Raw genomic sequence first — 25,117 nt, 5'->3', positions numbered from 1 at the left:
ATGCATACGGCATGACCTCCTAGGCGCTGGCGCGGATGGTGAAATCGACGCCGACCTCATCCCAGAATTCCTGCTCCTTTTCGATCCAGAACGACACGGTGGGATGGTGCGCCACCCAGCCGCGCTTGATGTCGAGCTCAATTCGGCTCTTCATGCGCAGGCGCAGTTCGCTGAAATCGGCTTCGATACGTGCATGCATGAGCAGAATCGACAGGCGCAGCGCCAGCACGGCCTTGGCGAAATCGGGGTCGGACAGCACTTCGCCAATCTTGCGCAAGTTGCCCTTCTGCGCCAGGATCAAGCGGCTCATGGTCTTCTGTTCGCGCGTGGTAAAGCCGGGCAAGTCCGCGTTTTCCACGATGTAGGATGCGTGCTTGTGGTAGCCCGTCTGCGACACGGCCAGGCCCACTTCGTGCAGCAGGCTGCTCCAGCGCAGGCATTTCACCAAAGCGTCTGACGTGGGCTTGAGTTGCGCATACATGGCCAGCGCCTGCTCGGCCACCCGGCCGGCACGCTGCTGGTCGATATGGAATTTCTCCATGCAGCCCTGCACCGATTGTTCGCGGCGGTCGCGCTTGGTCGAACGCAGGTACAAATCCCACATCACGCCCATGCGCAGGCCAGCCTCGATCGGCGTCATGACGGGAATGGCCAGTTCGCGGAACAGGCCGATCAAGATGGCCAGGCCACCGACGATGGTGCTGGCGCGATCAGGGCGCAAGCCGGGCATGTCGATGCGGCTGGTGTGGCCGAGCTCAATGAAGCGCCGTGCCAGCGCATCGAGGCTGACACCAGACAGCAAGCCATCACCGAGCTTGTTGCGGACGATGATGTCAGCGATGGTGCGGATGGTGCCGGAAGAGCCGTAGGCCGTCTTCCAGTGCTGCGGGCGGTACGGCGGTGCGGCATCCTCGAAATGGCTGCGCGCCGACAGGATGGCCGCCTCGAACGACGGCGCATCGATGCGCCCGCCGATGAAGAACGACAGGCTTTGCTTGACGGTGCCCAGGCTGAAGGACTCGACGCGCTCGATATCGTTGCCGCGCCCCAGTATCAGTTCGGTCGAGCCGCCGCCGATATCCATCACCAGCCGGCGTTCGCCGGGAATGGCCAGCGCATTGGCCACGCCCATGTAGATCAAGCGCCCCTCTTCCTCGCCCGAGATGATCTCGATGGGGTAGCCGATGGCTTGCTCGGCCAGCGGCAGGAAGACGGCGCCGTTGCGCGCCACGCGCATGGCCGAGGTGGCCACCACGCGCACGGCATCGAGTTCGAAGCCCGCGAGGATGGCGCGAAAGCGCTGCAGGCAAGCCAGCGCCCCCTGCATGGCCGCCTCGGTCAGGTCGCCATTGGCGTCCAGGCCGGCGGCCAGGCGTATCGGGTCGCGCACGCTCTTGACCACGCGTATGGTGTCGCCATCATGCTTGCCGACGTGTAAACGAAAACTGTTGGACCCCAGGTCCACCGCTGCATACATACTGGCCTCTTGTCTTGTCATTGCTGTGCCAACTGAAAAAGTTGGCAAATTCAGTTGCTAAACTATATAAATCATTTAAACGATTTAAAAATCCTACCACACTACCCCCATCGTATGACAGCGGCGTGACAGGATTGTGACAAGAAGTCGCGCAGCTGCGACGTTTAGGGCACGATGGTGGTAAACAAATACACCGCGAAAATCACCAGGTGCACGGTGCCCTGCATGACCGTGGTGCGGCCCGTGCCCAGCGACAGGGTAGCCACCATCAGCGACAGCAGCAGCAGCACTGTGGATTTGATATCGAGTCCCAGGGTGATCGTCAGGCCCGTGGCCAGCGATACCACCACCACGGCGGGTATCGTCAGGCCGATGCTGGCCAGGGCGGAGCCGAGCGCCAGGTTCAAGCTCGTTTGCAAGCGGTTGGCGCGCGCCGCACGCACGGCGGCCAGGCCTTCGGGCAGCAGCACGATGGCGGCGATGACGATACCGACCAGGGTCTTTGGCGCACCCATGGCGGCAATCGCCGTCTCCAGCGCGGGCGCCAGCGACTTGGCCAGCAGCACCACGGCGCCCAGGCACACCAGCAGCGCGCCGGCGCTGACCCAGGCGACGGTGGGCGTGGGCGGCGCCGCATGCACCTCTTCGTCGCCGACGGCTTCCTTGGGAAGGAAATAGTCGCGGTGGCGCACCGTCTGCACCAGCACGAAAGTGCCGTACAAGACCAGCGAGATGACGGCGATGAAAATGAGCTGGCTGGAGTTGTAGTACGGGCCGGCGGCGCTGGAGGTGTAATTCGGCAGCACCAGCGTCAGGATGGCGATGGCCGCCAGGGTGGCCAGCGACGCGCTCACGCCCAGCAGGCCGAAGGTCTGCTCGCGGTGGCGCCCGGCGCCCAGCAGCAGGCAAATACCGACGATGCCGTTCAAAATGATCATGATGGCCGCAAACACGGTGTCGCGCGCCAGTCCCGTCGTTTCCGGCCCGCCGGCCAGCATCAGCGAGACGATCAGCGCCACCTCGATCAGGGTCACGGCCAGCGCCAGCACCAGGGTGCCATACGGTTCGCCGATGCGGTGCGCCACCACTTCCGCGTGGTACACGGCGGCCAGCACGCTGCCGATCAGGCCAGCCACCAGCAGGATCTGATAGTAGCCGCCGACATTGAAGGTGGAACCGAACAGGAACAGCCAGCCGGCAAGGGGGGCGGCAAGCGGCCATACAGGCAGAGATTTGAGCATTTTCATTGTGGGCCTGGCAAGAGTAAGAAAGGGGAACTGCGGTGCGGACAGCAAAGGACAGCCAGGACAGCCTGACGTGCACCCCACAGCATAACTTGCCTAGCTTAAATGAAAGTTAGAGAATGCACATGTTCGGGTGCCGGCGGCCAGCATGGCCTGTCTGGTAACATGCCGTTGCAATTTTCTTGTCTTTTTGCTTGCTGCCGCCGTCATACTGCAGGGTACGCCTTACCGGCAACGACCAAGGACAGACCATGATTTCAATACACAACACGGCCATGCGCACCTTCTTCTTCGCGGGCAGCGTATTTTGCGCCGCCGCATACGCGGACACGCCGCCAGCGCGCGAAGCGCAGGTTGACGCGAACTGGGCCACCCCGCCTGCGCCTGCCGCTGAGTCAAAGTGGCAAGACAGCCTGCCGCCCGCGCCACCGGTGGCGCCGCGCGAAGAAAAGATCCTGCCCAAAAGCGAATGGCTCACCGTCGAGCCGATGAAGGCGCCTGACCGGCGCTGCGATCCCGGCCTCGACGCCCTGTTCCTGAGCAAGGAGTGCGGCAAGGAACCCAGCTGGCTGGGCTCGCGCAAAAAGTAAGCCGGCTTAAACGTCCAGCGTGCTGGCGCCCTGCGCTTCCACCACCCTGTTGCGGCCCGCCTGCTTGGCCGCCTGCAGCGCCTCGTCGGCCCGCTTGAACAGGCTGACGGTGCTGTCCTCGGCGCGGATGGTGGTCACGCCCAGGCTGGCCGTCAGCTGCAGCACAGCGCGTTCCGTCTTGACCGGCAGCACTTCGACGGCGGCGCGGATACGCTCGGCCACCATCAGCGCATCGACCAGGGTCGTGCGCGGCAGCTGGATGGCAAATTCGGCGCCGCCCAGGCGGCCCATCAGGTCGCTGTCGCGCAGTTGCTGGCGGCACGTATCGACGATGGTTTTCAGCACTGCGTCGCCCACCGGATGGCCATAGCTGTCGTTGACGCGCTTGAAATGGTCGATATTGAGCACCACCAGCGCCGTCGGCAAGCCGGGCCGGCGCGCCAGCGCCATCCACGGCGCCAGCGCCTGGTAAAAACCGCGCCGGTTCGGCACGCCAGTGGCAGCGTCGAGCACCTCCAGGCGCGCCAGTTCGCCGCCCAGTTTTTCACGCGACAGCAGCAGGTAGCCGAAGGCGTTCGTCAGCATCATCAGGTACAGGGCGCCAAAACCGGCCAGCTGCAACAGCTCGGCGTCAAAAGCGGGGATAGCGGCAGCGAGCACGCCGCGCGCGGCGATCAGCAGCGACAGGATGCCCATGCTGACGACGAGGAAGCGGCGCAGCATGCTCGCCTCGCGCCATTTGAGGCACAGCGCGGCCACGCCGGCGAGGAAAAAGCCGGCCACGATCAGCGAGCCGCCGGCACTGCGCAGCAGCGGCGCCACGTCAAACAGGTAGCAGGCGGCAAACAGCGCCACCGACAACCCCAGCGCCGGCAATACATAACGGCGCCAGCCGCTGCGCCCGGCCGCCTGCCACAGCGCGCCCGCGTCCAGCGCCATGCCGGCAAACAGCAGACTGTTGCCCAGCAAGATGGACAGCATATCGGGCAAGACGCCGCGGAAATACAGCAAACACCAGGCCACGGCCTGGCACTGCTTGGCTACCGCCCAGGTGGACAGGCTGAGCGACTTCTTGCGCTCGTACTCGAAGAAGAACAGGGCCGCGCACAGGCTCAGGTTGCCGAGCGCCAGGGCCAGTACCAGAGTCTTGATATCCATGGGCTACGTTATCGATGCGCAGGCGCGGCGCGCCAGGTCAGATTTCGTGTTCGACATTCGTGCTGCCGTCGCCGACCTTACTGGCCCACGCCTGCACGAAATACTGCTTTTCCACTTCACTGGGCGCCTCATGCCAGAACACGATGAGGGTGCCCTTGTGGTCATGAATCTGCGCCACTTTTTCAATGAATCCGAAGTTGGCGGCCACGTCGGCCAGCGCCGCCGCATAACCATATACGCGCGTCAGCCGCTCGATGCGGTCAGGCTCGGTAAAACTGTTCGTCGCGGTAATGATGGGGTGATCCAAAAACATGCTTGTCTCCATGGTGCCCGACTGCGTGGCCGTGCCGCCGCGCGCCATATGCATATACGCATGCTCGGCGCGGATTAATCGGGTATGCTCATGGGAGCTTATCAGATTTCTCTGAATGCAACAAAGCATCTTCCCCAGTCCACTCAGCGAAGTCGTCCTATGCCGGATAGCAAATTACCTGCCGTGCGCGCCCCCCAGGTGCATACCTGCGGCGACCGGCGCCGCCTGGAATTCCAGCCAGGCATGATCCAGAGCGAAATGTTGCTGTCGCGCCCCGACCATCTGCTGCTGCGCTATGCGCGCGCCATGATGTGCTTCACCCTGTTCGTGCCGCGTCCCCGGCACATCCTGATGGTGGGACTGGGCGGCGGCTCGCTGCTGAAATTCTGCCACCGCCACCTGCCAGACGCACGCATCACGGTGCTGGAACTGCGCGCCGACGTGATCGCCCTGCGCGAGCAGTTCATGCTGCCGCCCGACGACGCGCGCCTGCGCATCATCGAAACGGACGCCGTCAGCTATATCCGCCAGCATCCGGGCTGCGCCGACGTGCTGCTGCTCGACGGCTACGACGAAACGGGCCTGCCGCCCGCACTGGGCAGCGCGCGCTTCTATGCGGACTGCCTGCGCACCCTGCTACCCGGCGGCGTGCTGGTAGCCAACCTGTTCAGTTATGACGCGCACTACCCTGCCATGCTGGCGCGCCTGATGCTCACCTTCCGCGGCGCCGTGTGCCACTTCGACGGCATCGCCGGCAACAACCGCATCGTCTTCGCCGCCAGGCCAGACAAGCTCGGGATGGGCCGGGCCCTGCGCGTCGTGCGCCTGGTGCGCTGGCGGCGCGTATGCGGCCTGGGTTTCCTGAACCGCTGGCTGCCCGCATGGCAGTTGTGGCGCGTGCGCCGGCGGTCAGGCGCGGACAGCGACTGAACGTCGCCTTCCCCGGCCATGGATGTTGTTGCTTAATAGCAGTAATTTGGTGCAAAATCAGCATGATGGATGTGGTTTATGACAAACTGTGGCCTGCGGGGCCGGCAGGCGCCGCCGAATCCAAGTATCCATGAAGTGAGATAGGAAAAAACATGCTGCGTGGCCGCCTGCCATTGTCGATTTCTGCCGCGGCCGCGCTGACCCTTGCCTGCGGCGCCAGCATCACCGCCGTGCTGTTCGCCGCCATCAGCCAGCTCGAATACGACAAAATGAGCCTGAGTCTGCAGCAGCGCGCCGGCGCGCGCGTGGCCGCCATCGAGCAGGGACTCGACGACGCGGTCGAGGTGCTGACCACGACCAACCAGCTGTTTGCCGCCGTCGTACCGGTCACGCGCGAGCAGTTCCACGACTTCACCACGCCGCTATTGCAGCGCCACCCGTTCATCCAGGCCTTCAATTTCCACCGCATCGTGCCGCATGCGCAACGCGCGGCATTCGAGGCCGAGCTGCGGCGCATCGTGCCCGATTACGCCATGACGGAAATGCGCGATGGCGTCGTCTTGCCCGCGACAACGCGCGCCAGCTACCTGGTGGTGGATTACCTCGAACCGCTGCAGGGCAACCGCCCCGCCTTCGGCCTGAACGTGCGCCCTGACGGCTTGCTGGCCAGCGCGCTGGAACAGGCCATCATCAGCGGCCAGACCACCGCCACGGGCCTGCTGGCCCTGGCGCAGGGTCCACAGCAGGGTTTCGTCATCCTGCGCCCCGTGTACCGCCATGGCATGCCCTTGCAGACGGTGCAGCAGCGGCGCGCGGCGCTGATCGGCGATACGGCGGCCATCGTCCGCGCCGGCGAACTGGTGCAGAAAATCCTCGCCGGCGCCGACCTGCTGGGCGACCCGCAGCTTGAACTGAGCGTCTACGCCGATGCTGAAGCCGACCCGCGCCAATTGATCTTCCGGCATGGCCAGGCGCCTGCCGCCGCAGCGGGCGACGCCTGGGAGTCGCTGCCACGCTGGCTGCGATTTGCCTATCACAGCCATTATGACCGGGGCTTTGCCTCCGCTGGCCGGCCCTGGCATGTGCGCGTGGTGGCCCATCCGCGCCCCTTCCTGGCCGACCATCTGGGCTCATTGTTCACCCTCATCACGGGTTTGCTGTTCAGCGTGCTGACGGCCGCCTTTGTGCAATCGCTGACGCAGCGCTCGCGCCGCGTGCAGCTGCTGGTGGAGCAGCGCACGGCCGACCTCAAGCGCAGCAATGAACTGCTCAGCGCCGATGTGCGGGCGCGCCAGCGCACGGAACGCGCCCTGCAGGAAAGCGAAAAACGCTTCCGCCGCCTGCTGGCCCTGTCCTCGGACTGGTACTGGGAACAGGATGTCAACTTCTGCTTCACCCACATCACCGGCGGCTTTACGGACAAGTCGAACATGCCGCTGGAACGCTTCATTGGCATGACGCGCTGGGACAACAACCCGGAGATGCGCAATTCGCGCTGGGGCAAACAGCATATCGCCAACCTGGAAGCGCACCTGCCCTTTTCCAACCTCGAATATGCGATGAAAGACCGCGATGGCCAGCTGCGCTGGTTCAGCATCAATGGCGAACCGCTGTTCAACGAGCTGGGCGAATTTCACGGCTACCGGGGCACAGGGTCCGAAATCACGGAACGCAAGCTGGCCGAGCAGCAAATCCAGCACATCGCCCACCACGACGTGCTGACGGGCTTGCCCAACCGCGCCCTGCTGCGCGACCGCCTGGCGCAGGCCATGGCCCTGTCGCGGCGCAAGAACCGGGCCCTGTGGGTGCTGTTGATCGACCTCGACCGTTTCAAGTTCGTCAACGACAGCCTGGGCCACAAGGCCGGCGACGTGCTGCTGAAAACCATCGCCACGCGCCTGCAGGCCAGCCTGCGCGAAAGCGATACGGTGGCGCGCCTGTCGGGCGACGAATTCGTCGCCATCCTGTGCGAACAGGCCGACGAAGTGCTCAGCGGCGCCATCGTGCAGCGCGTGATGGATGCCGTGGCCCAGCCGGTACTACTCGACGGCAAGGAATTTTTCGTTACCTGCAGCATCGGCGTGGCCGTCTACGACATGTCGCGCTACGACGCCCCCGGCGACGTGACCTTGCATGGCGAGACGCAGAACCTGATCGAGCAGGCCGACATCGCCATGTACTGCGCCAAGAAACAGGGCCGCAACAACATCAAGTTCTACACGACGGCCATGAACCAGGCCACGCTGGAGCGCCTGCGCATCGAGACGGCGCTGCGCAACGCGCTGGAACGCCAGCAGTTCGTGCTGCATTACCAGCCGCAGGTGGACCTGGCCAGCGGACGCATCGTCGGCGTGGAAGCACTGCTGCGCTGGCAGCACCCGGAACTGGGCATGGTGGCGCCGCAGCGCTTCATCGCGCTGGCAGAAGATACGGGCCTGATCGTGCCGATCGGCGCCTGGGTCATGCGCGAAGCGTGCACGCAGGTGAAACGCTGGCATGCGGCGGGACTGGACACGCTGCGCCTGGCCGTGAACCTGTCGGCGCGCCAGTTCAACGAGCCGAACCTGGTCGCCTTGATCGCCGAAGTGCTGCAGGAAACGGGCCTGCGACCCGCCTGTCTGGAACTGGAACTGACGGAAAGCCTGTTCATGCACGACGTGGCGCTGGCCGTCAGCCAGCTGCACGACATGAAGGCGCTGGGGGTGCAACTGTCGATCGACGACTTCGGCACCGGCTATTCCAGTTTCGCCTACCTGCGCACCTTCCCCATCGACGTGCTGAAGATCGACCGCAGTTTCGTCGGCGATGTGGCGCGCGACGCGGACGACGCGGCCATCGTCGTCTCCATCATCGCCCTGGCGCACAATTTGAAGCTGCGCGTGGTGGCCGAAGGCGTGGAAACAGCGGAACAGCTGGACTACCTGCGCCAGCACGGCTGCGACGAAGCGCAAGGCTATTACTTCAGCCATCCGCTGCCGGCGCATGAGGTGGAAGTCCTGCTGCGGGCAGCCATCCACGACACCGGCGCCCTGGCCTGAGCGTACGGCGCTGGCCTTACAGCTTGTGCTGCAGGAATTCGAGGAAGCAGCTGATGCGCTGCGCCAGCTGCGTATTGCGGTAATACACGGCGTGGATCTGCTGGCGGTAGCCCGTGTAGAACGGCTGCAGCACCTGCACCAGGCGGCCGGCCGCGATGTCGTCCTTCGTCATGAAGTCGGACAGGCAGACGATGCCCTGGTCATGCAGCGCCAGCTGGCGCAGGGTTTCGCCACTGGACGCGGCCAGCGCGGGCACGATCTGCAGGCTGTTGCCGGCAGCGTGGCGCAGCGGCCAGTGATTGCCCAGTTCATATTGCGCAAAACCCAGCAGCGCATGGCCGGACAGCGCTTCCGGCGTGTCGGGTACGCCGTGGCGCGCCAGGTAGTCGGGCGTGGCCAGCACGTGCAGCGGGCTGGCAGTCAAGGCGCGCGCATGCAGGGTCGAGTCGACCAGGGCGCCGATGCGGATGGCGATGTCGGTACGGTGCTCGAGCAGGTCGGCGATCTGGTCGTTGCTGGTCAGCTCCAGGCGGATGTCCGGGTACATGGCGCGAAACTCGGCCACGTGGGGCACCACGCAATGCAGCATGAAGGGCGAGGCGGCATCCACGCACAGGCGCCCGGCCGGCTTCTGGCGGCGGATGCGGATCGACTCCTCCACGTCTTCCATCGAGGCGAGGATGGCGCGCGCCTTGTCCAGCAAAAGCTGCCCCTCTTCCGTCAGCTCCATACGCCGCGTGGTGCGCGTCAGCAGCGAGGTGGCCAGCTTGTCTTCCAGGCGCGACAGGGCGCGGCTGACGCCCGAGGTGGTTTGCCCCAGGTGCACGGCGGCCGCGCTCAGGGTGCCGCTGTCGATGACGGTGACGAAGATTTTCAGGTCGTCCGAGTTGATATCCATTCTTGCCCTTGTTTCACAGATCGCGCCATTATAATGGAATCACGGCAACAGTGAGGGCGAGCGGCTACGTCAGGCAACGTAGAACAAAATGGCGATAAAATGACAGCTACTGCCAGCCAGCACGAACAGATGCCAGATGCCGTGGCCATGGCGCAGCTTGTGGTCGGTGGCGTAGAAAGCGATGCCGCCCGTGTAACACAGCCCGCCTGCCACCAGCCACAGGAAGCCGTTCCACTCGAGCGCCGCCAGCAGCGGCTTGATGCCGATGACGACCAGCCAGCCCATGGCCACGTAAATCACCAGCGACAGGATGCGCGCGCCTTTCGCGTACACATATTCCTGCACGATGCCAAACAGCGCCAGTCCCCAGACGACGCCGAACAGCGACCAGCCCCACGGCCCGCGCAGGGTCACCAGCATGAAGGGCGTATAGGTTCCCGCAATGAGCAGATAGATGGCGCAGTGGTCGAGGCGCTGCAGCACGGCCTTGGCCTTGCCGCGCACGCTGTGATACAGGGTGGAAGTGAGGTACAAGGTCAGCAGCATGGCCGCATACACGCTGCAGCTGACGATTTTCCAGGGGTCGCCCGTGCGGGCTGCTGCGACGATCAGGATGACGCCGCCGATGGCCGCCAGCGCGGCGCCCACCGTATGGGAAATGCTGTTGAAGCGTTCACCGTGGTACATGCTTAAGCCGAGCGTATCGAGATGCAGCAAAACTCCGGGGTCAGACCTTCAAGGTCTGACCCCAGTCCTTGTTTTGGGGTTTCAATCAAGCCGCTTCCGCCTTCTTGCGCGCGGGACGGCGCGCCGGGGTCTTGCGCGGCGCCTTGGCCGGCTTGTCTTCAACGACCGAAGCGACTTCCACCGGCGCAGGCTCGATGACTTCGACTACCGCCTCAACCGCCTTCTTGGCCGGCTTTTTCGATGCTGCCGCCTTGCGGGCCGGCGTGCGCGGCTTGGCCTTCGGCTTGGCTTCCACGACCGCTTCCACTATCGGCTCAGGTACAGGTTCAGGCATGGCTTCCACCGCAGCGACTTCGACAACTTCGGCGCGCGCTTCACGGGCACCATCGCCATTCTTGCGGCCGCCACGGCCATTGCGGCGCGAACCGCGCTTGGCGTTGCCCTCTGCCACCACCTCGGCCACCGCTTCCACGGCTTCGGCCACCTCGTGCAGCACTTCCGGCTGCGGCGCCGGCGCATACTGCTCGATGACGTCCGATTCGGCCTCGGCCACCGGCACGAAGGCCTGTGGCGCTTCACTACGGCGTTGCTCGTTCTGCTTGCGGCCGCCACGGCCATTGCGGCGCGAATCGCGGCGGCTGCCGCCTTCGCGGCTGTTGCCCTCTTCCGCCGTCGCGCCGGCCTCGCCACTGGCGATGGTCTCGCTGGCGGCATCCGCGTTCACGGCAGCGGGCACGGCCACCAGGCCGCTGCTGCGGTAGACATACGCGCCCGATTTCTCGTCGCGGCCAAATTCCAGCAAACCGCGCGTCTGCGCTTCTTCCAGCAGGTTGCCGAAGGTGCGGAAACCGTAATACGATTCACTGAAGTCCGGTTTGCGGCGCTTGATCGCTTCTTTCAGCATCGAAGCCCAGATCTTGCCGCTGTCGCCACGTTCGGACACCAGCGCGTCAAAGGTTTCGACGGCCATTTCAATCGCTTCCGTCTTGCGCGACTCGTATTTTTCCTTGCGGCGCACTTCTTCGTCGGGCGAGCGCTTGACAGCGGCAGCCGGGCTTTCGCGCGCGTCGCGCTTGGCGGCCGTGCGGCGGCTCTCGCGCACCAGGTCATCGTAGAAAATGAATTCGTCGCAGTTCGCCACCAGCAGGTCGGAGGTCGACTGCTTGACGCCCACGCCGATCACCTGCTTGGCGTTTTCGCGCAGTTTCGACACCAGCGGCGAAAAATCGGAATCGCCACTGATGATGACGAAGGTGTTCACGTGAGCCTTGGTGTAGCACAGGTCCAGGGCATCGACCACCAGGCGGATGTCGGCCGAATTCTTGCCGGACTGGCGCACGTGGGGAATTTCGATCAGCTCGAAGTTCGCCTCATGCATGGTGCCCTTGAAACTTTTATAACGGTCCCAGTCGCAATATGCCTTCTTGACAACGATGCTGCCCTTGAGCAGCAAGCGTTCGAGGATGGGCTTGATATCGAATTTTTCGTAATTTGCATCTCGCACGCCGAGCGCGACGTTCTCGAAGTCGCAAAACACGGCCATGCTGAGGTTTTCTGGGGATGACGCCATAAGGGTGAATTCTCGCTGGATAATAAGGGCGGACGGGAAGCGCAACGCCTCCCTTTTCGCCTAGTATATTCGCCCATCGCCCGTTTCGGCGACAACTATCGTGCGCGGCAGCCTATTGCGCACCGCCGACGGCGCCGGCGCCCGGCCAAACCACGCTTTCATCGACCGAATACAACTGGCACGGCAGGCTGCTGCGCCGCTGGCACGAAGCGAGTGCGCGCACATCGGGACTTTCGCCCTCCTCGGCCCAGCCCCAGGCGCCACTGGCCGACAGGGCAAAGGCGCGCGGCGCGGTTTTCTCCAAGAAGACGCGGTAGGCAGCGCGGCCCTGCTCTTCCAGATACGGCACGGCGGCGATATCGTCCTGCGGCGCGAAATGCGTGGCAGACGGCGGCGGCGCATCGGCCACGCGATAAACCTGCCGCACCGGCATGCCGATTCTCTGCAGGAAGCGCTCCGTGGCGGGCAGCCACACGGCCACGCCATCGCGGCTGCCCAGGGTCAGGTGGGCATCGCGCTTGAACGGGCCATAGGCCAGCAGTTGCGCCCGGCCGCCGGAACCCGTGAAAGAGCGAAACAGGCGCTGCGCCAGCGCCGGCGAAAAATACGAGTCGTTCGCGCCATACAGCCACAGGCTGGGAATGTGGTTGTAGGCGCCCAGGGTGGCGAAAGTCTTGGCCAGCGCCCCTTGCCAGTCGCAGCCGGGCATGTCGACGCGCAGGCCGCCGGCAGAATTGAGCACGCCGCGCACGCCGGGCAGCACCCTGGTGGCCAGCGCCAGCGCCGCCATGCCGCCATACGACTGGCCCGCGACGACGATGCGTTGCGGGTCGACCCAGCTCTGGCGGCGCGCATACGCCAGTGCGGCGAGCATGTCGCGCGCCTGGCCCTGGGCATTGCCCAGCATGTCGCAGCCGAAATCGCGGTAGGCGCCCGTGGAGCGCGCAAAGCCGGCGCGCATGGGCAGCATCACCGCATAGCCGCGGCGCACGAATTCGGTGGCCATATAGATGAAGCGCTCGCGCTGCTGCAGCCGGGCCGGGCCGGCCTGCTTGCCGTGATTCATCAGCAGCAAGGGAAACGGGCCGGGGCCGGCGGGACGGAACACCGTCGTCTCCAGCATCTCGCGCAAGCCGTCGCCGGCCGGCACCATGATCACCTGCTCGTTCAGGCGCGCATCGAGCGGCAACTGCGAGGGAACAAGCTGGGCTTTCAGGGGCAGGCAAGGCAGACTGAGCAGTAAAGCCAGGAAAATGGGGCGACGCAGATGGAAAATGGCGGACTCCGTGGACGACTTCCCTGCCAGTCTAGGCAGTGAAATGCCACAGAGCAATATGAAAATATTATGTGATGCACCTATTTTTTACGGCAATCACTGGCCGGAAAAATTGTTGCCTTGCACCACCACACTTTTCCCGCTGACGGGAGTAAACTGGACGTATTCTGAAGGAGTCGCCATGTCCATCTCCGCCCTCACCAGCGGTACCTCGGGGCTGACCGCCAACCAGCGCGCGCTGGATGTGGCCGCCAACAATATCGCCAATGCGAATACGCCGGGCTTCCAGCCGCAATCGGCCAACTTCCAGGAAGCCAGCCCGGCCGGCACGGGCGTCACGCTCTCCGTCGAAGGACGCAAGCTGGCCAGCGAAAGCGTCAGCGGCACCAATGCGAATGCGCTCAAGGCCGCCGAAAGCCGGCCGAACGGCGTGGGCCTGGCGTCCGAACTGACGGATAACCTGGTCTACAAGGCCGGTTTCAACCTGTCGGCGAATGTCGTCAAGGCGGCCGACCAGGCCTTGGGCAGCCTGATCGACGTCAAGACTTGAAGCCCTGAGACTCTCTACACCATAGCCAGCGCCAGCGGCGCCATGGCCGGCGCAATCAGCGCCAGCAGCCGTTCGGCCGGAATGCCGTCGCGCGCCTGCACCGACAGGCCATGCAGCAGCGCCGCATAATAATCGCCCAGCGCCTGCACGTCGGCGTCCCCTTTTAACTCTCCTGCCAGCTGCGCCGCGCGCAAGCGCTCGATGACGGCTTGCGTGCGCGCGCGGCGGTGCTGCGCCAGCCAGTCGGCGATGCCGGCGTTTTCCGCACTCGTATTCGTGGCGGCCGTCACTACCATGCAGCCTTGCGGCTGGCCGCTGCGCGTGTACAGCAGCACGGCTTCTTCCAGCATGCGCGCCACCGCCTCGCGCACATTCAGGCTGGCCGCCAGCGCGTGCACGGCAAACGCGCCCTCGCCCGTTTCATACAGCTCCACGGCCTCGCGGAACAGCTGCTCCTTCGAGCCGAACGCCGCATAGATGCGCGCCGAGGCGATGCCCAGCGCCGCCACCAGGTCGGCCATCGACACGCCTTCATAGCCGCGCGTCCAGAACGCGTCGCGCGCTTTTGCCAGCGCCAGCGCGCGGTCAAATTCCCTCGGTCTTCCTGCCATGTTGATCCTCTGCTTGCAAACTGGCGGCCAGTATAACGCCTGGCACGCAACCCGCCTTCGCGATTTATTTTGCAGCGACGCCTTGACCGCGCCAACAATTTCACCTATTCTTTGTCGATCGACAAATAATAGGAGCCGATATGAAAACCATCCAAGGACCCAGCCTGCACCTGGCCCAATTCGCCGCCGATACGGCGCCCTTCAACACCCTGCCCGCCATCGCCGAGTGGGCGGCCGGCATGGGCTTCAAGGCCCTGCAGATTCCCGCCTGGGATGCGCGCCTGTTCGACGTGGCCCAGGCCGCACGCAGCCAGCAATACTGCGATGAACTGGTCGCCATGCTGTCCGGCCATGGCCTGGTCATCAGCGAACTGACGACGCACATCCTCGGCCAGCTGGTGGCAGTGCACCCGGCCTACGACGCGCTGTGCGACAGCTTCGCGCCGGCACACCTGCATGGCCAGCCGGCAGCACGCACGGCATGGGCCATCGAGCAGGTGAAACTGGCGGCGATGGCCTCGAAGCGCCTGGGCCTGACGGACATGGGCACGTTCTCCGGCTCGTTCGCTTGGCCGTATCTGTTCCCGTTTCCGCAGCGCCCGCCCGGCCTGATCGAAACGGCCTTCGACGAGCTGGCGCGCCGCTGGCTGCCCATCCTCGACGTGTGCGAGGAACAGGGCGTCAACCTGTGCTACGAAATTCACCCCAGCGAAGACCTGCATGACGGCATCAGCTTCGAGATGTTTTATGAACGCGTAGGCCGCCATCCGCGCTGCAAGATGCTGTTCGACCCCAGCCACTTCGTGCTGCAGCAGCTGAACTATCTGGAATTCATCGATATCTACAAGGAGCACATCCGCATGTTCCATGTGAAGGATGCGGAGTTCAATCCGACGGGACGGCAAGGCATCTATGGTGGCTACCAGTCGTGGGAAAACCGCGCCGGGCGTTTCCGTTCGCTGGGTGATGGCCAGGTCGATTTCAAGGCGATCTTTTCGAAGATGGCGCAGAACGACTACGCGGGCTGGGCCACGCTGGAATGGGAATGCTGCCTGAAGGACCAGGAAGTGGGCGCGCGCGAAGGCGTGGCCTTCATCAACGCCCACATCATTCCCGTCACGGACAAGATTTTCGACGACTTCGCCGGCGCCCCCGTCAGCGCGCAACAGATCCATCAATTGCTGGGCATCCAGCACAACTAATTAGGGAAACCCCATGAACGAATTTACACACGACTACGTCCGCATCGACGGCCAGCGCCTGCATTGCGTCATCGCTGGTCCCGGCACCGGCAAACCCGTGCTCTTGATTCCCGGCTGGCCGCAAACCTGGTATGCGTGGCGCCATGTGATGGCGGCGCTGGCCGCCAATGGCTACCGGGCCATCGCCATCGACCCGCCCGGCAGTGGCCACTCCAGCCGCCCGGCCGATGGCTACGATACGGGCGCTATTGCCGCCACCCTGCACCGGGCCATGCTGGCCCTGGGCCACGCGCAGTACGACGTGGTGGGTCACGACATCGGCATGTGGGTCGGCTATGCGCTGGCCAGCGATTTCCCGCAGGCCGTGACGAAACTGGCGCTGACGGAAGCCGTGATTCCCGGCCTGGCGCCCGCTCCGCCCATCTTCGTGGCGCCGTCCGACAATATCTTCCTGTGGCATTTCATGTTCAACCAGGTGCTCGATTTGCCGGAAATGCTCACGGCGGGCAAGGAGCGCGAGTACATCCGCTTCATTTTCGACCGCTGGTCGTACCGCCGCGACAAGGTGGCCGTCGACGTGTATGCGGATGCCTATGCCACGCCGGGCGCCCTGCGCGCGGGCTTCGCCTACTACCGCGCCATCCCCGAAACCATCCGGCAAAACCTGGAACGGGCCAAGCGCAGCCTGGCGATGCCCGTGCTGGCCATCGGCGCCGACCACGCGACGAATGATGCGCCCCTGCTGACCATGCAAGGCAAGGCGGATCATTTACAAGGCGCCATCGTCGTCGAATGCGGCCACTTCATCATGGAAGAACAGCCGGAAGCGTTCATCGCTCACCTGCTGCCCTTCCTGGCGGGAGAGCCCGCATGAGCCTCGATCCACTGATCGCCGCCTGGCTGGAGGAGAGCAAAAATGCGCCGCCGCCTGCCTCGCAGGCAGACCTGCGCGCCGCCACGGAAACGGGGCTGCGCCAGCTGCACGGGCCATTGGAAGACGTCGCCTCGATCAAGGATTACGTGCTGCCGGGTGAGCATGCACTGACGGTGCGCGCCTACGTCCCGGCCGGCGCGCAGACGGCCCAGCCTCTGCCCGCCATCGTCTTCGCGCATGGGGGAGGATGGTGTCTGTGCTCGCTGGACCTGTACGACAATCCTTGCCGCGCGCTGGCCAACGCCACCGGCTGCGTGATTTTTTCCGTCGATTACCGGCTGGCGCCCGAGCACAAGTTCCCCGTGCCGCTGAACGACTTTTACCGGGCCTTGTGCTGGGTCGCCGAACATGCGGCGGCGCTGGGCATCGACGTGAAGCGCCTCGCCGTGGGCGGCGACAGCGCGGGCGGCAACCTGGCCGCCGCAGCGGCACTGATGGCGCGCGACCAGGCCGGCCCCGCGCTGGCGCACCAGCTGCTGCTGTACCCGGCGCTCGATTTTGCCTTCGACACGGCTTCCTACCAGCGCTATGCGCAGGGCCATTCGCTGACCCGGGAAGCGATGCGCTTTTGCTGGTCGGCGTACCTGAACGAGCCGGCCGAAGGCGCGCAGCCTTATGCTGCGCCCCTGCGGGCCGCCTCGCTGAAGGACTTGCCGCCGGCGACCGTGCTGGTGTGCGAATTCGATCCGTTGCATGACGAAGGCGCGGCGTATGCACGGCGCTTACGCGACGACGGCGTAGCGGCGCAATACGTGCAGCTCGACGGCATGATCCATGCATCGATGCACATGCTGGGCCTGACGCCAGCGGCGCGCGGCCTGTTCGACGTGGCGGGCCAGGCCATGCGGCAGGCGCTGGGAACGTAAAAAAACCGCCGCCGGGGATGGCTCCACGGCGGCGTATCACATCAGTCCACCAGCTTGCGCACCTCGATGCCATTCAACCATTTCACATGGCGCGGCCCCGTGCGAATGTCCTTTGCCGAGATGAGGGCAATCTCTCCATCGTTGTCGTCGAGCGCCTTGCCGTTTTTTTCGTAGTAGACAATCACGCCCTCGCCGGCCGGCGCGTTGTACAGCTCGCCCCAGGAAAACACCACCGCGTAGCCATCGGTGGCCGTGGCGATGATGGCGAGCTTCTTGACGTCGTTATGACCGGGCGCATCGAGTACCGCCTTGTCGAGGATGTCGCGCAGGCGCACGCCCTTGTAGCTGGTGATGGTCTCGGCCTTGTCGCCGTTGTGGCGCGTGACGGAGATTTCCCCGCCGTTGGCCGGCGGCAGCTGGCGCAGGTCGGCCACCTTCAGTGTCAAAGGCGTTTCCACCATGCCCGTCACCCTGAGCGCGTGGCTCATGTTGTCGCGCGCCGGAGCCGGGTCTGCCCATGCGGGCACCGCAGCCAGCAGCAGCGCGGAGGTAAAGCCAGCCAGTATTGTCTTCAACATGCTGTGTCCTTTCATGACAGTGATAAATCAGAACTGGTACTGTGCATTGGCCAGCCAGGTGCGCCCGGCGCTGGGGAAGCCGTCGGACAGCGCGTAATTGCGGTCACCCAGGTTCGCCACGCCCGCTTCCAGGGTCAATGCCGGCAAGGGGCGGTACACGGCCTTCAGGTTCAGCGTCGTAAAACCGCCAAGTTCCAGGGTGTTCGAGACCCAGCGCCCGCTGTTCGATTCAGCGATGGCCACCACGTCGACCTGGCGCGCCGCGTGCAGCACGGCGTGCGCCGTCAGCTTGTGGCGCGGCACGTCCGTCAGGCGGATGGCGCGGTCGCTGACATTTTTCATGTCCGTATACGTGTAGTTGCCGCCGAAGTCCAGCCAGGCGCCGGCGCGGCCGCGCAAACCCAGTTCCACACCGCTGATATGCGCCCGGCCCGCGTTCTGCATCTGCGCGCGCACGCCCGACACGTTCGCCACGCTCTGGATCTTGTCCTTCACGTCGCTGTAGAACAGCGCCGCCTCCAGCGCCAGGCCTTGCGCATTGCCCTGATAGCCCAGCTCATAGTTCATCGCCTCTTCCGCGCGCAAGGCCGGGTTTTCGATATACGTGCCCAGGCGCTGCGAGTAGCGGTCCTTCAGGGTCGGCAGGCGCGACTTGCGCGCCACAGTGGCATACACGCGCGCATCAAGACCGATCTTGTGGAACAGGCCCGCCTGCAGGTCGGTGGCCGATTGATTACTCGGCAAGGTATACGCATTGCCGGCGCTGTAGACGGTGTCCGGGCGCAGTGCATTGCGCGACACGCCCAGCGACAGTTCCGTCGCCACATTGATGGCGATGCTGTCTTCCGCACCCAGGGTCCACAGGGCATCCTTGTACCAGGTATTGCGCACGCCCTTGGCGTCGAGTTCCTGGTGTTCGTCGGCCTTGACGCTGGCAACGACGCGCAGGCTGTGCGCGGCCAGGCGGAACGATTCGAGTTCCACCGCGCCGCCGTTCGTGCGGTCGTTATAGATGCTGCGCCCGCCGCTGACACTGCCCTGGCCGCTGGTTTTCAGGGTCGTGTAGCTGCCATTGGTGAACGAGGTGATTTCATTGTCGTAGCTGTCGTGGTACAGCCGCAATTTCAGGCGTTCCTGCTGGCCCAGGCGCGTCTGCGAGACGAAATACACGCTTTCCTTGTTCCAGTACGGCCATTGCCAGTAGCGCGCGCCGACGGGGTTGGTCGATGGCGGCTGGCCCTTTTCGCCATGCTGCTTGTAGTAGCTCAGTGCATACTCGTCGCCCGCCTGCGCGCCATCGGGCGTATAACCCACCTTGAACGACAGCTTATGGTCCTTGCGATACGCATTGTTGCGCGTGCCGCCGTCTTCCGTGGCCGTGGGACGGAAGTCGGACGACAGGGGGAAACCGTCGCTGTCGATGTACGACACGCCCGCCTGCAGATACCACAGGCCCTGGTTGGTGCCCACGTTGGCCGATACCTGGCGCTCGCTGCCCGAGCCGAAACCGATCGAGGTATCGCCCTCAAGGCGCGCCACGGGTTTGCGCGAGATCAGGTTGATGGCGCCGCCCAGGGTATTGGCGCCGTAGGCCACGGAGCTGAAACCCTTGGCCACCTGGATGGCGGCCAGGTCGCCAGTCGTGAAGCGGTTGAAATCGACGTAGCCGTCATACGGCACGTAGACGGGAATGCCGTCGATATACAGCGGCACCTGGCGCGCATCGAAGCCGCGGATGGCGACGGTTTTTTCGTTGCGCGAATTGGTCGACAGCGACACGCCCGACAGCAGATTGAGGGCGTCGCCCACGTTGTCGCGGTTAAAGCGGCGCATCTCGGCGCGGCTTACTTGCGACCCCACCTGCTGCTCGCCTACTTGCCCCAGCTGATCGCGCTGGCCGATCACCGTCACCGTGCCCAACACGAACGGTGCCGCCGCATCCGCGTCTTCCTTGCCAGCGGCCTGCTGTGCCAGCGCCAGCATCACGGCGCCTGCCATTACCTGTTTCAACATCGTTTCAATCTTTCCATTATCGTTGTATATCGTCTTATATAGCGATATACAAAAAAATACAAAAAAAGCGGCCACACATGCGGCGGCCGTCATCCAACAGCGCAATATACAGAGGTATATAGCGATGCTCAAGCGACAAGACCAAAAGCGTGCGCACAAGTCAAATTCCATGCCTTTTTCATGCAGCGCAGCATTTCGCTGTGCGAACGCATGTTTCACAAAACGGTTGACATGCGAGATCCGGCTAGGCAAACTGGTTTTCAGGGAGTCAAAAAATGAAGACAAATATGACCAATATTCAGGCCGCAGCCGATCCGGAACTCATCGTCTTCAGCGATGACGAAGAAGGCAAGGACCGCCAGTTCGTCAACGCGCTGGCGCGCGGTCTGGAAGTGCTCCGGTGCTTCCGCCCCGGCGAAGTATTCCTGTCGAACGCGGACATGGCCAAGCGCACGGGCATCCCGAAACCGACGATTTCGCGCCTGACCTATACCCTCACCAAACTCGGCTACCTGAATTATTCGGACAGCCTGGGCAAGTACCAGCTGGGCGCTGGCGTGCTGGCCCTCGGCTACCGCATGCTGTCGAACCTCGACGTGCGCAAGATGGCGCGCCCGCTGATGGAGGAACTGGCCGAACATGCGCAGGCCTCCGTGTCGCTGGGCACGCGCGACCGCCTCAGCATGGTCTACGTGGAAACCTGCCGCAGCAGCGCCAACGTCACCCTGCGCCTTGACGTCGGTTCGCGCATTCCCCTGATGACGACGGCCATGGGCAAGGCCCTGCTGTGCATCCTGCCGCAGGCCGAGCGCGACTACCTGATGGACCATGCGCGCGAGCACGAGACGGAGCGCTGGCCGCGCATCAAGGCCGGCATCGAGCAAGGCTTCAAGGATTACCAGGAGCGGGGCTTTTGCATCTCGGCTGGCGAGTGGCAGAACGACGTGCATGCGGTGGGCGTGCCCATGCTGGGTGCAGACGGCGAACAGGTCATGGCCTTCAATTGCGGCGGCCCGGCCTTTTTGCTGTCGCGTGAAAAACTCGAAGGTGACCTGGGACCGCGCCTGGTCGCCCTGGTCAAGACAGTGGAAAAAAACCTGGGCCGCGGTTAGACTGCGCGCCCCCCTCTCAACGACAGCTCAAATCAAAGCGCCGAGGAAACCGATGATACGCGACGAAGAAACCCTGAACATCCTGCTCGACAGCATCGCCCGTTTCGTGCGCGAAGTGCTGGTGCCGAACGAGGCGCTGGTGGCCGAAACGGATACCATTCCGCCCGCCATCGTGGCGCAGATGCGTGAACTGGGCCTGTTCGGCCTATCCATCCCGGAAGCCTATGGCGGCCTGGAACTGAGCATGGAAGAGGAAGTGCGCGTGGCCTTTGAAATAGCCCGCACCTCGCCCGCCTTCCGCTCGCTGATCGGCACGAACAACGGCATCGGCTCGCAAGGCATCGTCATCGACGGCACGGAAGCGCAAAAACAATACTATCTGCCCAAGCTGGCGGCTGGCGAGATCATCGGCTCGTTCGCCCTGACGGAAGCGGGGTCCGGCTCCGACGCGGCCTCGCTGCGTACGAGCGCCGTGCGCGACGGCGATTTTTATATCCTCAACGGCAGCAAGCGATACATCACCAACGCGCCCGAAGCGAGCATTTTTACCGTCATGGCCCGCACGGACCCCGTCAAGCGCGGCGCCTCGGCCATTTCCGCCTTCATCGTGGAAAAGGATACCCCGGGCCTCTCGCTGGGGAAAATCGATAAGAAGATGGGCCAGCAAGGCGCGCATACCTGCGACGTCATCTTTGAAAACTGCCGCGTCCCGGCCGCGAACATCATCGGCGGCAAGGAAGGCGTAGGCTTCAAGACGGCCATGAAGGTGCTCGACAAGGGCCGCCTGCACATCGCCGCCGTCTGCGTGGGTGCGGCCGAACGCATGCTGGGCGACGCCCTGGCGTATGCGATGGAACGCCAGCAATTTGGCCAGCCCATCGCCGAATTCCAGCTGATCCAGGCCATGCTGGCCGACAGCAAGGCCGAGATCTACGCGGCGCGCAGCATGGTGCTCGACGCCGCGCGCCGGCGCGACAACAAGGAAGACATTTCGACGGAAGCGTCGTGCTGCAAGCTGTTCGCCTCCGAAATGTGCGGCAGAGTGGCCGACCGCTCCGTGCAGATCCACGGCGGCGCCGGCTATATCAGCGAATACGCGGCCGAACGCTTCTACCGCGACGTGCGCCTGTTCCGCATCTACGAAGGCACGACGCAGATCCAGCAGATCGTCATCGCCCGCAACATGATCAAGGCAGCGCAAAAGTGAAGGAGGTCGCGATGGATATTCCAGCCTTGCTGGCCGGCTTGCCGGCGCGCCTGTCGGCCATCCCCGCCCGCTGGGCGGCGCGTGCGCCGGACGCACCGGCGCTGCATGAAGGCGGACGGCACTGGACCTACGCACAGCTGCAGCACAGTGTGGAAAGCGCCGCGCAGCTGCTGCGCCAGCTGGACGTGCGTGCCGGCGACCGCCTGATGGTGGTGGGCGAGAACAGCGCGCTGCAAGTGGCGCTGATATTTGCAGCGGCCAGCATCGACGCGTGGATCGTCAACGTCAATGCCCGGCTGTCGGCGCGCGAGATCGACACCATCGCCACGCACAGTTCCGCGCGGCGCGTGCTGTTCCTGGCCGGCGCCTCGCCGGAAGCGGCCGCGCATGCCGCGCGTCTGGGCGCGACCACTGCCACGGTCGACGGCATGGGCGAGCTGCTGGTGGGAGAACTGAATGTAGACAGCATCGCTGAAGCCTGCGTGCCCGACAACGAACAGGTGGCCGCGCTGATCTACACGACGGGCACCACGGGCCAATCGAAAGGCGTGATGCTCACGCACCGCAACCTGCTGTTCATCGCCGCCGTTTCCAGCACCTTGCGTGGCTTGACCAGAACCGACCGCGCCTACGGCGTGCTGCCGATTTCGCACGTGTACGGCATGGCCTCGGTGGCCCTGGGTACGCTGTATGCGGGTGCCGCGCTGTACCTGGTGCCACGCTTTTCTGTCGATGGCCTGCTCTCGGCCCTGAAGAATGACGGTTTGACCATCGTGCAGGGCGTGCCCGCCATGTATGCCAAGCTGCTGCAAACCCTGGGTGGCGCCGATACGCCGCTGCCCACGCGGCTGCGCTTTGCGTATGCGGGCGGCTCGCCGCTGGCGCCGTCGCTCAAGCGCGAGGTGGAAAAGCTGCTGGGCACCGCGCTGCACAATGGCTACGGCATGACGGAAAGCGCACCCACCATCAGCCAGACGCGCCTGGAAGCGCCGCGCCGCGACGATTCGGTCGGCATACCGATACCGGGCGTGGAAGTGCGCGTGGTGGACGTGGCCGGCCTGGATGTCGCGCCGGGCGAGCCGGGAGAATTATGGATACGCGGACCGAACATCATGGCCGGCTACTACCGCGAACCGGCCATGACGGCGGCCACCATGCGCAACGGCGGCTGGCTCAATACGGGCGACATGGCGCGCCAGGAACCGGACGGCGCGTTGTTCGTTGTCGGGCGCACCAAGGAACTGATTATCCGCTCCGGCTTCAATGTGTATCCGCTGGAAGTGGAAACGGCGCTCAATGCCCACCCATCCGTGGTGCAGTCGGCCGTGGTCGGGCGCACCCTGGACGATGGCAACGAGGATGTCATCGCCTATGTGGAGCTGGACCCGCGCCAGCCAGCCAGCGTGGCACAATTACAGGCCTGGCTGGCGCAAACCCTGTCGCCGTACAAATGCCCGTCCGCCATCATCGTCATGGAAGCGCTGCCGGCGGCCGCCACGGGCAAGATTTTAAAGGGGCAGCTGCGGCAAATGGCGCAGAATGCACGATAAGTTGACCATGTAGTACCAGACCCGACAATAAAACCAAGCCACATCACCGGAGGAGACACGATGAAACTCACCTACACACGCATCGCCATGGCAGCGCTGGTTGCCAGCGCCTGGATGACGCAGGCCAGCGCCGACGAATTCCTGGTCGGCGCGGAAATCCCGCTGACGGGCAACCTGGCGCGGGTCGGCGCCGGCATGCAGGAAGGGATCATGGTCGCGGCCGAGGTCTTCAACAAGACCAACGGCAAGCACACCATCAAGATCATCACCGTCGACGACGAATCGGCGCCCGCCAAGGCCATCGCCGCCGTGGAAAAGCTGGCCAGCCAGGGCGTGGTGGCCATCACGGGCGGCTATGGATCGAACAATATCTCGCCCGCCTCGGACACGGCCAATAAACTGGGCCTCGTCTACATCACCTCGGGCGGCGTGGACGACAGCCTGGTAGCGAGCGGACGCAAGAATTTTTTCCGCATCAATAACACGGCAGGCTACGAAAAAGCCATGCTGGGACTACTGCAGGACGTGGGCGCCAAGTCCGTCTCCATCGTGTATTCGACCAAGGACGCCACCACGGGCCTGGCGAAAGACGTGGAAAAGGCCCTGACGGCCAAGGGCGTGAAGGTGACGACGCATTCGTTCGACCCGGCCATTACCGACTTCAAGCCCATCATCAACAAGATCAAGCTGCAGGACAAATCGGAAGTGGTGGCCATGGTCGGCTACGAAAACGATTACGTGGGCATCATCCGCGCCGCCCGCGTCCTGAAACCGAAGATCAAGGCCATGGTGGGCGTGTGGTCGCTGGCCACGCCTAAGATGGCATCCGACTTCCCCGACCTGATGCCGAACGTCTTCGGCACGGCCCTGCTGCCCTTCCCGACCGAATTCAAGACGGCCGACGGCAAGGCCTTCAGCGATGCCTACAAGCTGCTGTACAAGAAAGAACCGGACTACCTGGGCCAGTTCGGCTATGTGCAATCGATGCTGCTGTTCGAAGCCATTGCGCGCGCAGCCGACAAGGGCACGCTCAAAAAAGGCGGCGTGGCCGACGAGATGCGCAAGACGGACCGCGAAACCCTGATCGGCCGGGTGCAGTTCGCCGCCAATGGCGACAACCAGAACTTCGTGCACCGCATGGCGCAGCACCAGGACAAGAAGGTGGTGATCGTCTGGCCGAAGGAACACGCCACGGGCAAGCTGGCCTATCCAGCCCTGCCCTGGTAAGCAGCCTCCCGCTGCACACGCGCGCGCCTGCCGGGCGCGCACCGATGAACGGCAGTTCTGCGCTGTGTACACGCGGCGCCAGGGCT

22 protein-coding genes are annotated in these 25,117 nt (G+C 64.2%); 11 read left to right on the top strand and 11 right to left on the bottom strand.

All coding sequences use genetic code 11. The annotated features are described in order from the left end of the window. Positions 1-19: 19 nt before the first annotated feature. Together ACP7EG_RS24680 and ACP7EG_RS24675 are read right to left on the bottom strand one after the other, a co-directional pair. Entirely contained in the window at positions 20-1,477 is a 1,458-nt protein-coding gene (locus tag ACP7EG_RS24680; protein ID WP_099759685.1) for a Ppx/GppA phosphatase family protein, read from the bottom strand. Positions 1,478-1,641: 164 nt separating this feature from the next. Further along, positions 1,642-2,724 (bottom strand): calcium:proton antiporter, encoded by a 1,083-nt coding sequence (locus ACP7EG_RS24675; RefSeq protein WP_099759686.1) that lies wholly within the window; start codon positions 2,722-2,724, stop codon positions 1,642-1,644. 248 nt (positions 2,725-2,972) lie between these two features. Here ACP7EG_RS24675 and ACP7EG_RS24670 point away from each other — a divergent pair, with 248 nt between their 5' ends. After that, positions 2,973-3,311 carry a hypothetical protein gene (locus ACP7EG_RS24670; protein ID WP_426089696.1) on the top strand — a complete coding sequence of 113 codons (339 nt, stop codon included), beginning with the start codon at positions 2,973-2,975 and terminating at the stop codon, positions 3,309-3,311. A 6-nt stretch (positions 3,312-3,317) separates the two neighbouring features. Here the strand turns inward: ACP7EG_RS24670 and ACP7EG_RS24665 are convergent, their stop codons facing one another. Both ACP7EG_RS24665 and ACP7EG_RS24660 read right to left on the bottom strand, forming a co-directional pair. Then, positions 3,318-4,469: a diguanylate cyclase gene (locus ACP7EG_RS24665; RefSeq protein WP_426089695.1), complete on the bottom strand. Its 1,152-nt coding sequence runs from the start codon at positions 4,467-4,469 to the stop codon at positions 3,318-3,320. 37 nt (positions 4,470-4,506) lie between these two features. After that, complete coding sequence (locus tag ACP7EG_RS24660) at positions 4,507-4,782, bottom strand: hypothetical protein (protein WP_071078435.1); 276 nt, start codon at positions 4,780-4,782, stop codon at positions 4,507-4,509. Positions 4,783-4,941: 159 nt separating this feature from the next. Between ACP7EG_RS24660 and ACP7EG_RS24655 the strand changes: the two genes are divergently transcribed. Further along, positions 4,942-5,712: a transferase spermidine synthase gene (locus ACP7EG_RS24655; protein ID WP_426089694.1), complete on the top strand. Its 771-nt coding sequence runs from the start codon at positions 4,942-4,944 to the stop codon at positions 5,710-5,712. 152 nt (positions 5,713-5,864) lie between these two features. Continuing rightward, positions 5,865-8,750: a bifunctional diguanylate cyclase/phosphodiesterase gene (locus ACP7EG_RS24650; protein ID WP_426089693.1), complete on the top strand. Its 2,886-nt coding sequence runs from the start codon at positions 5,865-5,867 to the stop codon at positions 8,748-8,750. Between the two features lie 16 nt (positions 8,751-8,766). Here ACP7EG_RS24650 and ACP7EG_RS24645 read toward each other — a convergent pair whose 3' ends face one another. The 4 genes from ACP7EG_RS24645 to ACP7EG_RS24630 all read right to left on the bottom strand — a co-directional run bounded on the left by ACP7EG_RS24645 (position 8,767) and on the right by ACP7EG_RS24630 (position 13,094). Further along, positions 8,767-9,648, bottom strand: coding sequence for a LysR substrate-binding domain-containing protein (locus ACP7EG_RS24645; RefSeq protein ID WP_426089692.1), 882 nt, complete (start codon positions 9,646-9,648; stop codon positions 8,767-8,769). A 69-nt stretch (positions 9,649-9,717) separates the two neighbouring features. After that, positions 9,718-10,335, bottom strand: coding sequence for a PAQR family membrane homeostasis protein TrhA (trhA, locus tag ACP7EG_RS24640; RefSeq protein ID WP_096234910.1), 618 nt, complete (start codon positions 10,333-10,335; stop codon positions 9,718-9,720). Between the two features lie 85 nt (positions 10,336-10,420). Continuing rightward, entirely contained in the window at positions 10,421-11,905 is a 1,485-nt protein-coding gene (locus ACP7EG_RS24635) for an NYN domain-containing protein (RefSeq protein WP_426089691.1), read from the bottom strand. A gap of 112 nt (positions 11,906-12,017) precedes the next feature. Then, positions 12,018-13,094 carry a dienelactone hydrolase family protein gene (locus tag ACP7EG_RS24630; RefSeq protein WP_426089690.1) on the bottom strand — a complete coding sequence of 359 codons (1,077 nt, stop codon included), beginning with the start codon at positions 13,092-13,094 and terminating at the stop codon, positions 12,018-12,020. A 268-nt stretch (positions 13,095-13,362) separates the two neighbouring features. Here ACP7EG_RS24630 and ACP7EG_RS24625 point away from each other — a divergent pair, with 268 nt between their 5' ends. Then, positions 13,363-13,731 carry a flagellar basal body protein gene (locus tag ACP7EG_RS24625; RefSeq protein ID WP_426089689.1) on the top strand — a complete coding sequence of 123 codons (369 nt, stop codon included), beginning with the start codon at positions 13,363-13,365 and terminating at the stop codon, positions 13,729-13,731. A 14-nt stretch (positions 13,732-13,745) separates the two neighbouring features. On the opposite strand, the gene ACP7EG_RS24620 is transcribed toward ACP7EG_RS24625, so the two are convergent. Continuing rightward, on the bottom strand, positions 13,746-14,342 hold the full coding sequence (locus tag ACP7EG_RS24620; protein ID WP_426089688.1) for a TetR/AcrR family transcriptional regulator: 597 nt from the start codon (positions 14,340-14,342) through the stop codon (positions 13,746-13,748). A 140-nt stretch (positions 14,343-14,482) separates the two neighbouring features. Here ACP7EG_RS24620 and ACP7EG_RS24615 point away from each other — a divergent pair, with 140 nt between their 5' ends. The 3 genes from ACP7EG_RS24615 to ACP7EG_RS24605 are packed head-to-tail and all read left to right on the top strand — an operon-like array spanning position 14,483 to position 17,344. Beyond that, positions 14,483-15,544, top strand: a complete 1,062-nt coding sequence (locus ACP7EG_RS24615) for a sugar phosphate isomerase/epimerase family protein (RefSeq protein ID WP_426089687.1) — start codon at positions 14,483-14,485, stop codon at positions 15,542-15,544. A 13-nt stretch (positions 15,545-15,557) separates the two neighbouring features. After that, positions 15,558-16,418: an alpha/beta fold hydrolase gene (locus ACP7EG_RS24610; RefSeq protein WP_426089686.1), complete on the top strand. Its 861-nt coding sequence runs from the start codon at positions 15,558-15,560 to the stop codon at positions 16,416-16,418. Then, positions 16,415-17,344, top strand: coding sequence for an alpha/beta hydrolase (locus tag ACP7EG_RS24605; protein WP_426089685.1), 930 nt, complete (start codon positions 16,415-16,417; stop codon positions 17,342-17,344). The genes ACP7EG_RS24610 and ACP7EG_RS24605 overlap by 4 nt, the downstream gene beginning before the upstream one ends. 41 nt (positions 17,345-17,385) lie before the next feature. Here ACP7EG_RS24605 and ACP7EG_RS24600 read toward each other — a convergent pair whose 3' ends face one another. Then, positions 17,386-17,922 (bottom strand): molybdopterin-dependent oxidoreductase, encoded by a 537-nt coding sequence (locus ACP7EG_RS24600; RefSeq protein ID WP_426089684.1) that lies wholly within the window; start codon positions 17,920-17,922, stop codon positions 17,386-17,388. A 27-nt stretch (positions 17,923-17,949) separates the two neighbouring features. Beyond that, positions 17,950-19,935, bottom strand: a complete 1,986-nt coding sequence (locus tag ACP7EG_RS24595; protein ID WP_426089683.1) for a TonB-dependent receptor plug domain-containing protein — start codon at positions 19,933-19,935, stop codon at positions 17,950-17,952. A 287-nt stretch (positions 19,936-20,222) separates the two neighbouring features. On the opposite strand from ACP7EG_RS24595, the gene ACP7EG_RS24590 reads away from it, so the two are divergent. From ACP7EG_RS24590 to ACP7EG_RS24575, 4 genes are read left to right on the top strand one after another with little or no spacing between them, the layout of a single operon-like run. Next, positions 20,223-21,047: an IclR family transcriptional regulator gene (locus tag ACP7EG_RS24590; protein WP_426089682.1), complete on the top strand. Its 825-nt coding sequence runs from the start codon at positions 20,223-20,225 to the stop codon at positions 21,045-21,047. Between the two features lie 52 nt (positions 21,048-21,099). Next, positions 21,100-22,254, top strand: a complete 1,155-nt coding sequence (locus tag ACP7EG_RS24585; protein ID WP_096234904.1) for an acyl-CoA dehydrogenase family protein — start codon at positions 21,100-21,102, stop codon at positions 22,252-22,254. Between the two features lie 11 nt (positions 22,255-22,265). Continuing rightward, the gene (locus ACP7EG_RS24580; protein WP_426089681.1) at positions 22,266-23,804 is read left to right on the top strand and encodes a class I adenylate-forming enzyme family protein; all 1,539 of its coding nucleotides are present in this window, start codon (positions 22,266-22,268) and stop codon (positions 23,802-23,804) included. A 60-nt stretch (positions 23,805-23,864) separates the two neighbouring features. Next, positions 23,865-25,031 carry an ABC transporter substrate-binding protein gene (locus tag ACP7EG_RS24575; protein ID WP_426089680.1) on the top strand — a complete coding sequence of 389 codons (1,167 nt, stop codon included), beginning with the start codon at positions 23,865-23,867 and terminating at the stop codon, positions 25,029-25,031. Positions 25,032-25,117 lie beyond the last annotated feature (86 nt).

Source organism: Janthinobacterium sp. PSPC1-1 (assembly GCF_049897625.1).
GTDB lineage: Bacteria > Pseudomonadota > Gammaproteobacteria > Burkholderiales > Burkholderiaceae_D > Janthinobacterium > Janthinobacterium tructae.
Note: the sequence above shows the minus strand (reverse complement) of the source record. Positions and strands in the feature narration are given on the sequence as shown.

Bases quoted from the DNA above. Each gene is read 5' to 3' on its own strand.
- ACP7EG_RS24595 (WP_426089683.1), bottom strand. From the start codon at position 19,935: ATGTTGAAACAGGTAATGGCAGGCGCCGTGATGCTGGCGCTGGCACAG.
- trhA (WP_096234910.1), bottom strand. From the start codon at position 10,335: ATGTACCACGGTGAACGCTTCAACAGCATTTCCCATACGGTGGGCGCC.
- ACP7EG_RS24590 (WP_426089682.1), top strand. From the start codon at position 20,223: ATGACCAATATTCAGGCCGCAGCCGATCCGGAACTCATCGTCTTCAGC.
- ACP7EG_RS24655 (WP_426089694.1), top strand. From the start codon at position 4,942: ATGCCGGATAGCAAATTACCTGCCGTGCGCGCCCCCCAGGTGCATACC.
- ACP7EG_RS24635 (WP_426089691.1), bottom strand. From the start codon at position 11,905: ATGGCGTCATCCCCAGAAAACCTCAGCATGGCCGTGTTTTGCGACTTC.
- ACP7EG_RS24620 (WP_426089688.1), bottom strand. From the start codon at position 14,342: ATGGCAGGAAGACCGAGGGAATTTGACCGCGCGCTGGCGCTGGCAAAA.
- ACP7EG_RS24600 (WP_426089684.1), bottom strand. From the start codon at position 17,922: ATGTTGAAGACAATACTGGCTGGCTTTACCTCCGCGCTGCTGCTGGCT.
- ACP7EG_RS24580 (WP_426089681.1), top strand. From the start codon at position 22,266: ATGGATATTCCAGCCTTGCTGGCCGGCTTGCCGGCGCGCCTGTCGGCC.
- ACP7EG_RS24605 (WP_426089685.1), top strand. From the start codon at position 16,415: ATGAGCCTCGATCCACTGATCGCCGCCTGGCTGGAGGAGAGCAAAAAT.
- ACP7EG_RS24610 (WP_426089686.1), top strand. From the start codon at position 15,558: ATGAACGAATTTACACACGACTACGTCCGCATCGACGGCCAGCGCCTG.
- ACP7EG_RS24650 (WP_426089693.1), top strand. From the start codon at position 5,865: ATGCTGCGTGGCCGCCTGCCATTGTCGATTTCTGCCGCGGCCGCGCTG.
- ACP7EG_RS24625 (WP_426089689.1), top strand. From the start codon at position 13,363: ATGTCCATCTCCGCCCTCACCAGCGGTACCTCGGGGCTGACCGCCAAC.
- ACP7EG_RS24575 (WP_426089680.1), top strand. From the start codon at position 23,865: ATGAAACTCACCTACACACGCATCGCCATGGCAGCGCTGGTTGCCAGC.
- ACP7EG_RS24665 (WP_426089695.1), bottom strand. From the start codon at position 4,469: ATGGATATCAAGACTCTGGTACTGGCCCTGGCGCTCGGCAACCTGAGC.
- ACP7EG_RS24660 (WP_071078435.1), bottom strand. From the start codon at position 4,782: ATGTTTTTGGATCACCCCATCATTACCGCGACGAACAGTTTTACCGAG.
- ACP7EG_RS24675 (WP_099759686.1), bottom strand. From the start codon at position 2,724: ATGAAAATGCTCAAATCTCTGCCTGTATGGCCGCTTGCCGCCCCCCTT.
- ACP7EG_RS24615 (WP_426089687.1), top strand. From the start codon at position 14,483: ATGAAAACCATCCAAGGACCCAGCCTGCACCTGGCCCAATTCGCCGCC.
- ACP7EG_RS24680 (WP_099759685.1), bottom strand. From the start codon at position 1,477: ATGTATGCAGCGGTGGACCTGGGGTCCAACAGTTTTCGTTTACACGTC.
- ACP7EG_RS24670 (WP_426089696.1), top strand. From the start codon at position 2,973: ATGATTTCAATACACAACACGGCCATGCGCACCTTCTTCTTCGCGGGC.
- ACP7EG_RS24585 (WP_096234904.1), top strand. From the start codon at position 21,100: ATGATACGCGACGAAGAAACCCTGAACATCCTGCTCGACAGCATCGCC.
- ACP7EG_RS24645 (WP_426089692.1), bottom strand. From the start codon at position 9,648: ATGGATATCAACTCGGACGACCTGAAAATCTTCGTCACCGTCATCGAC.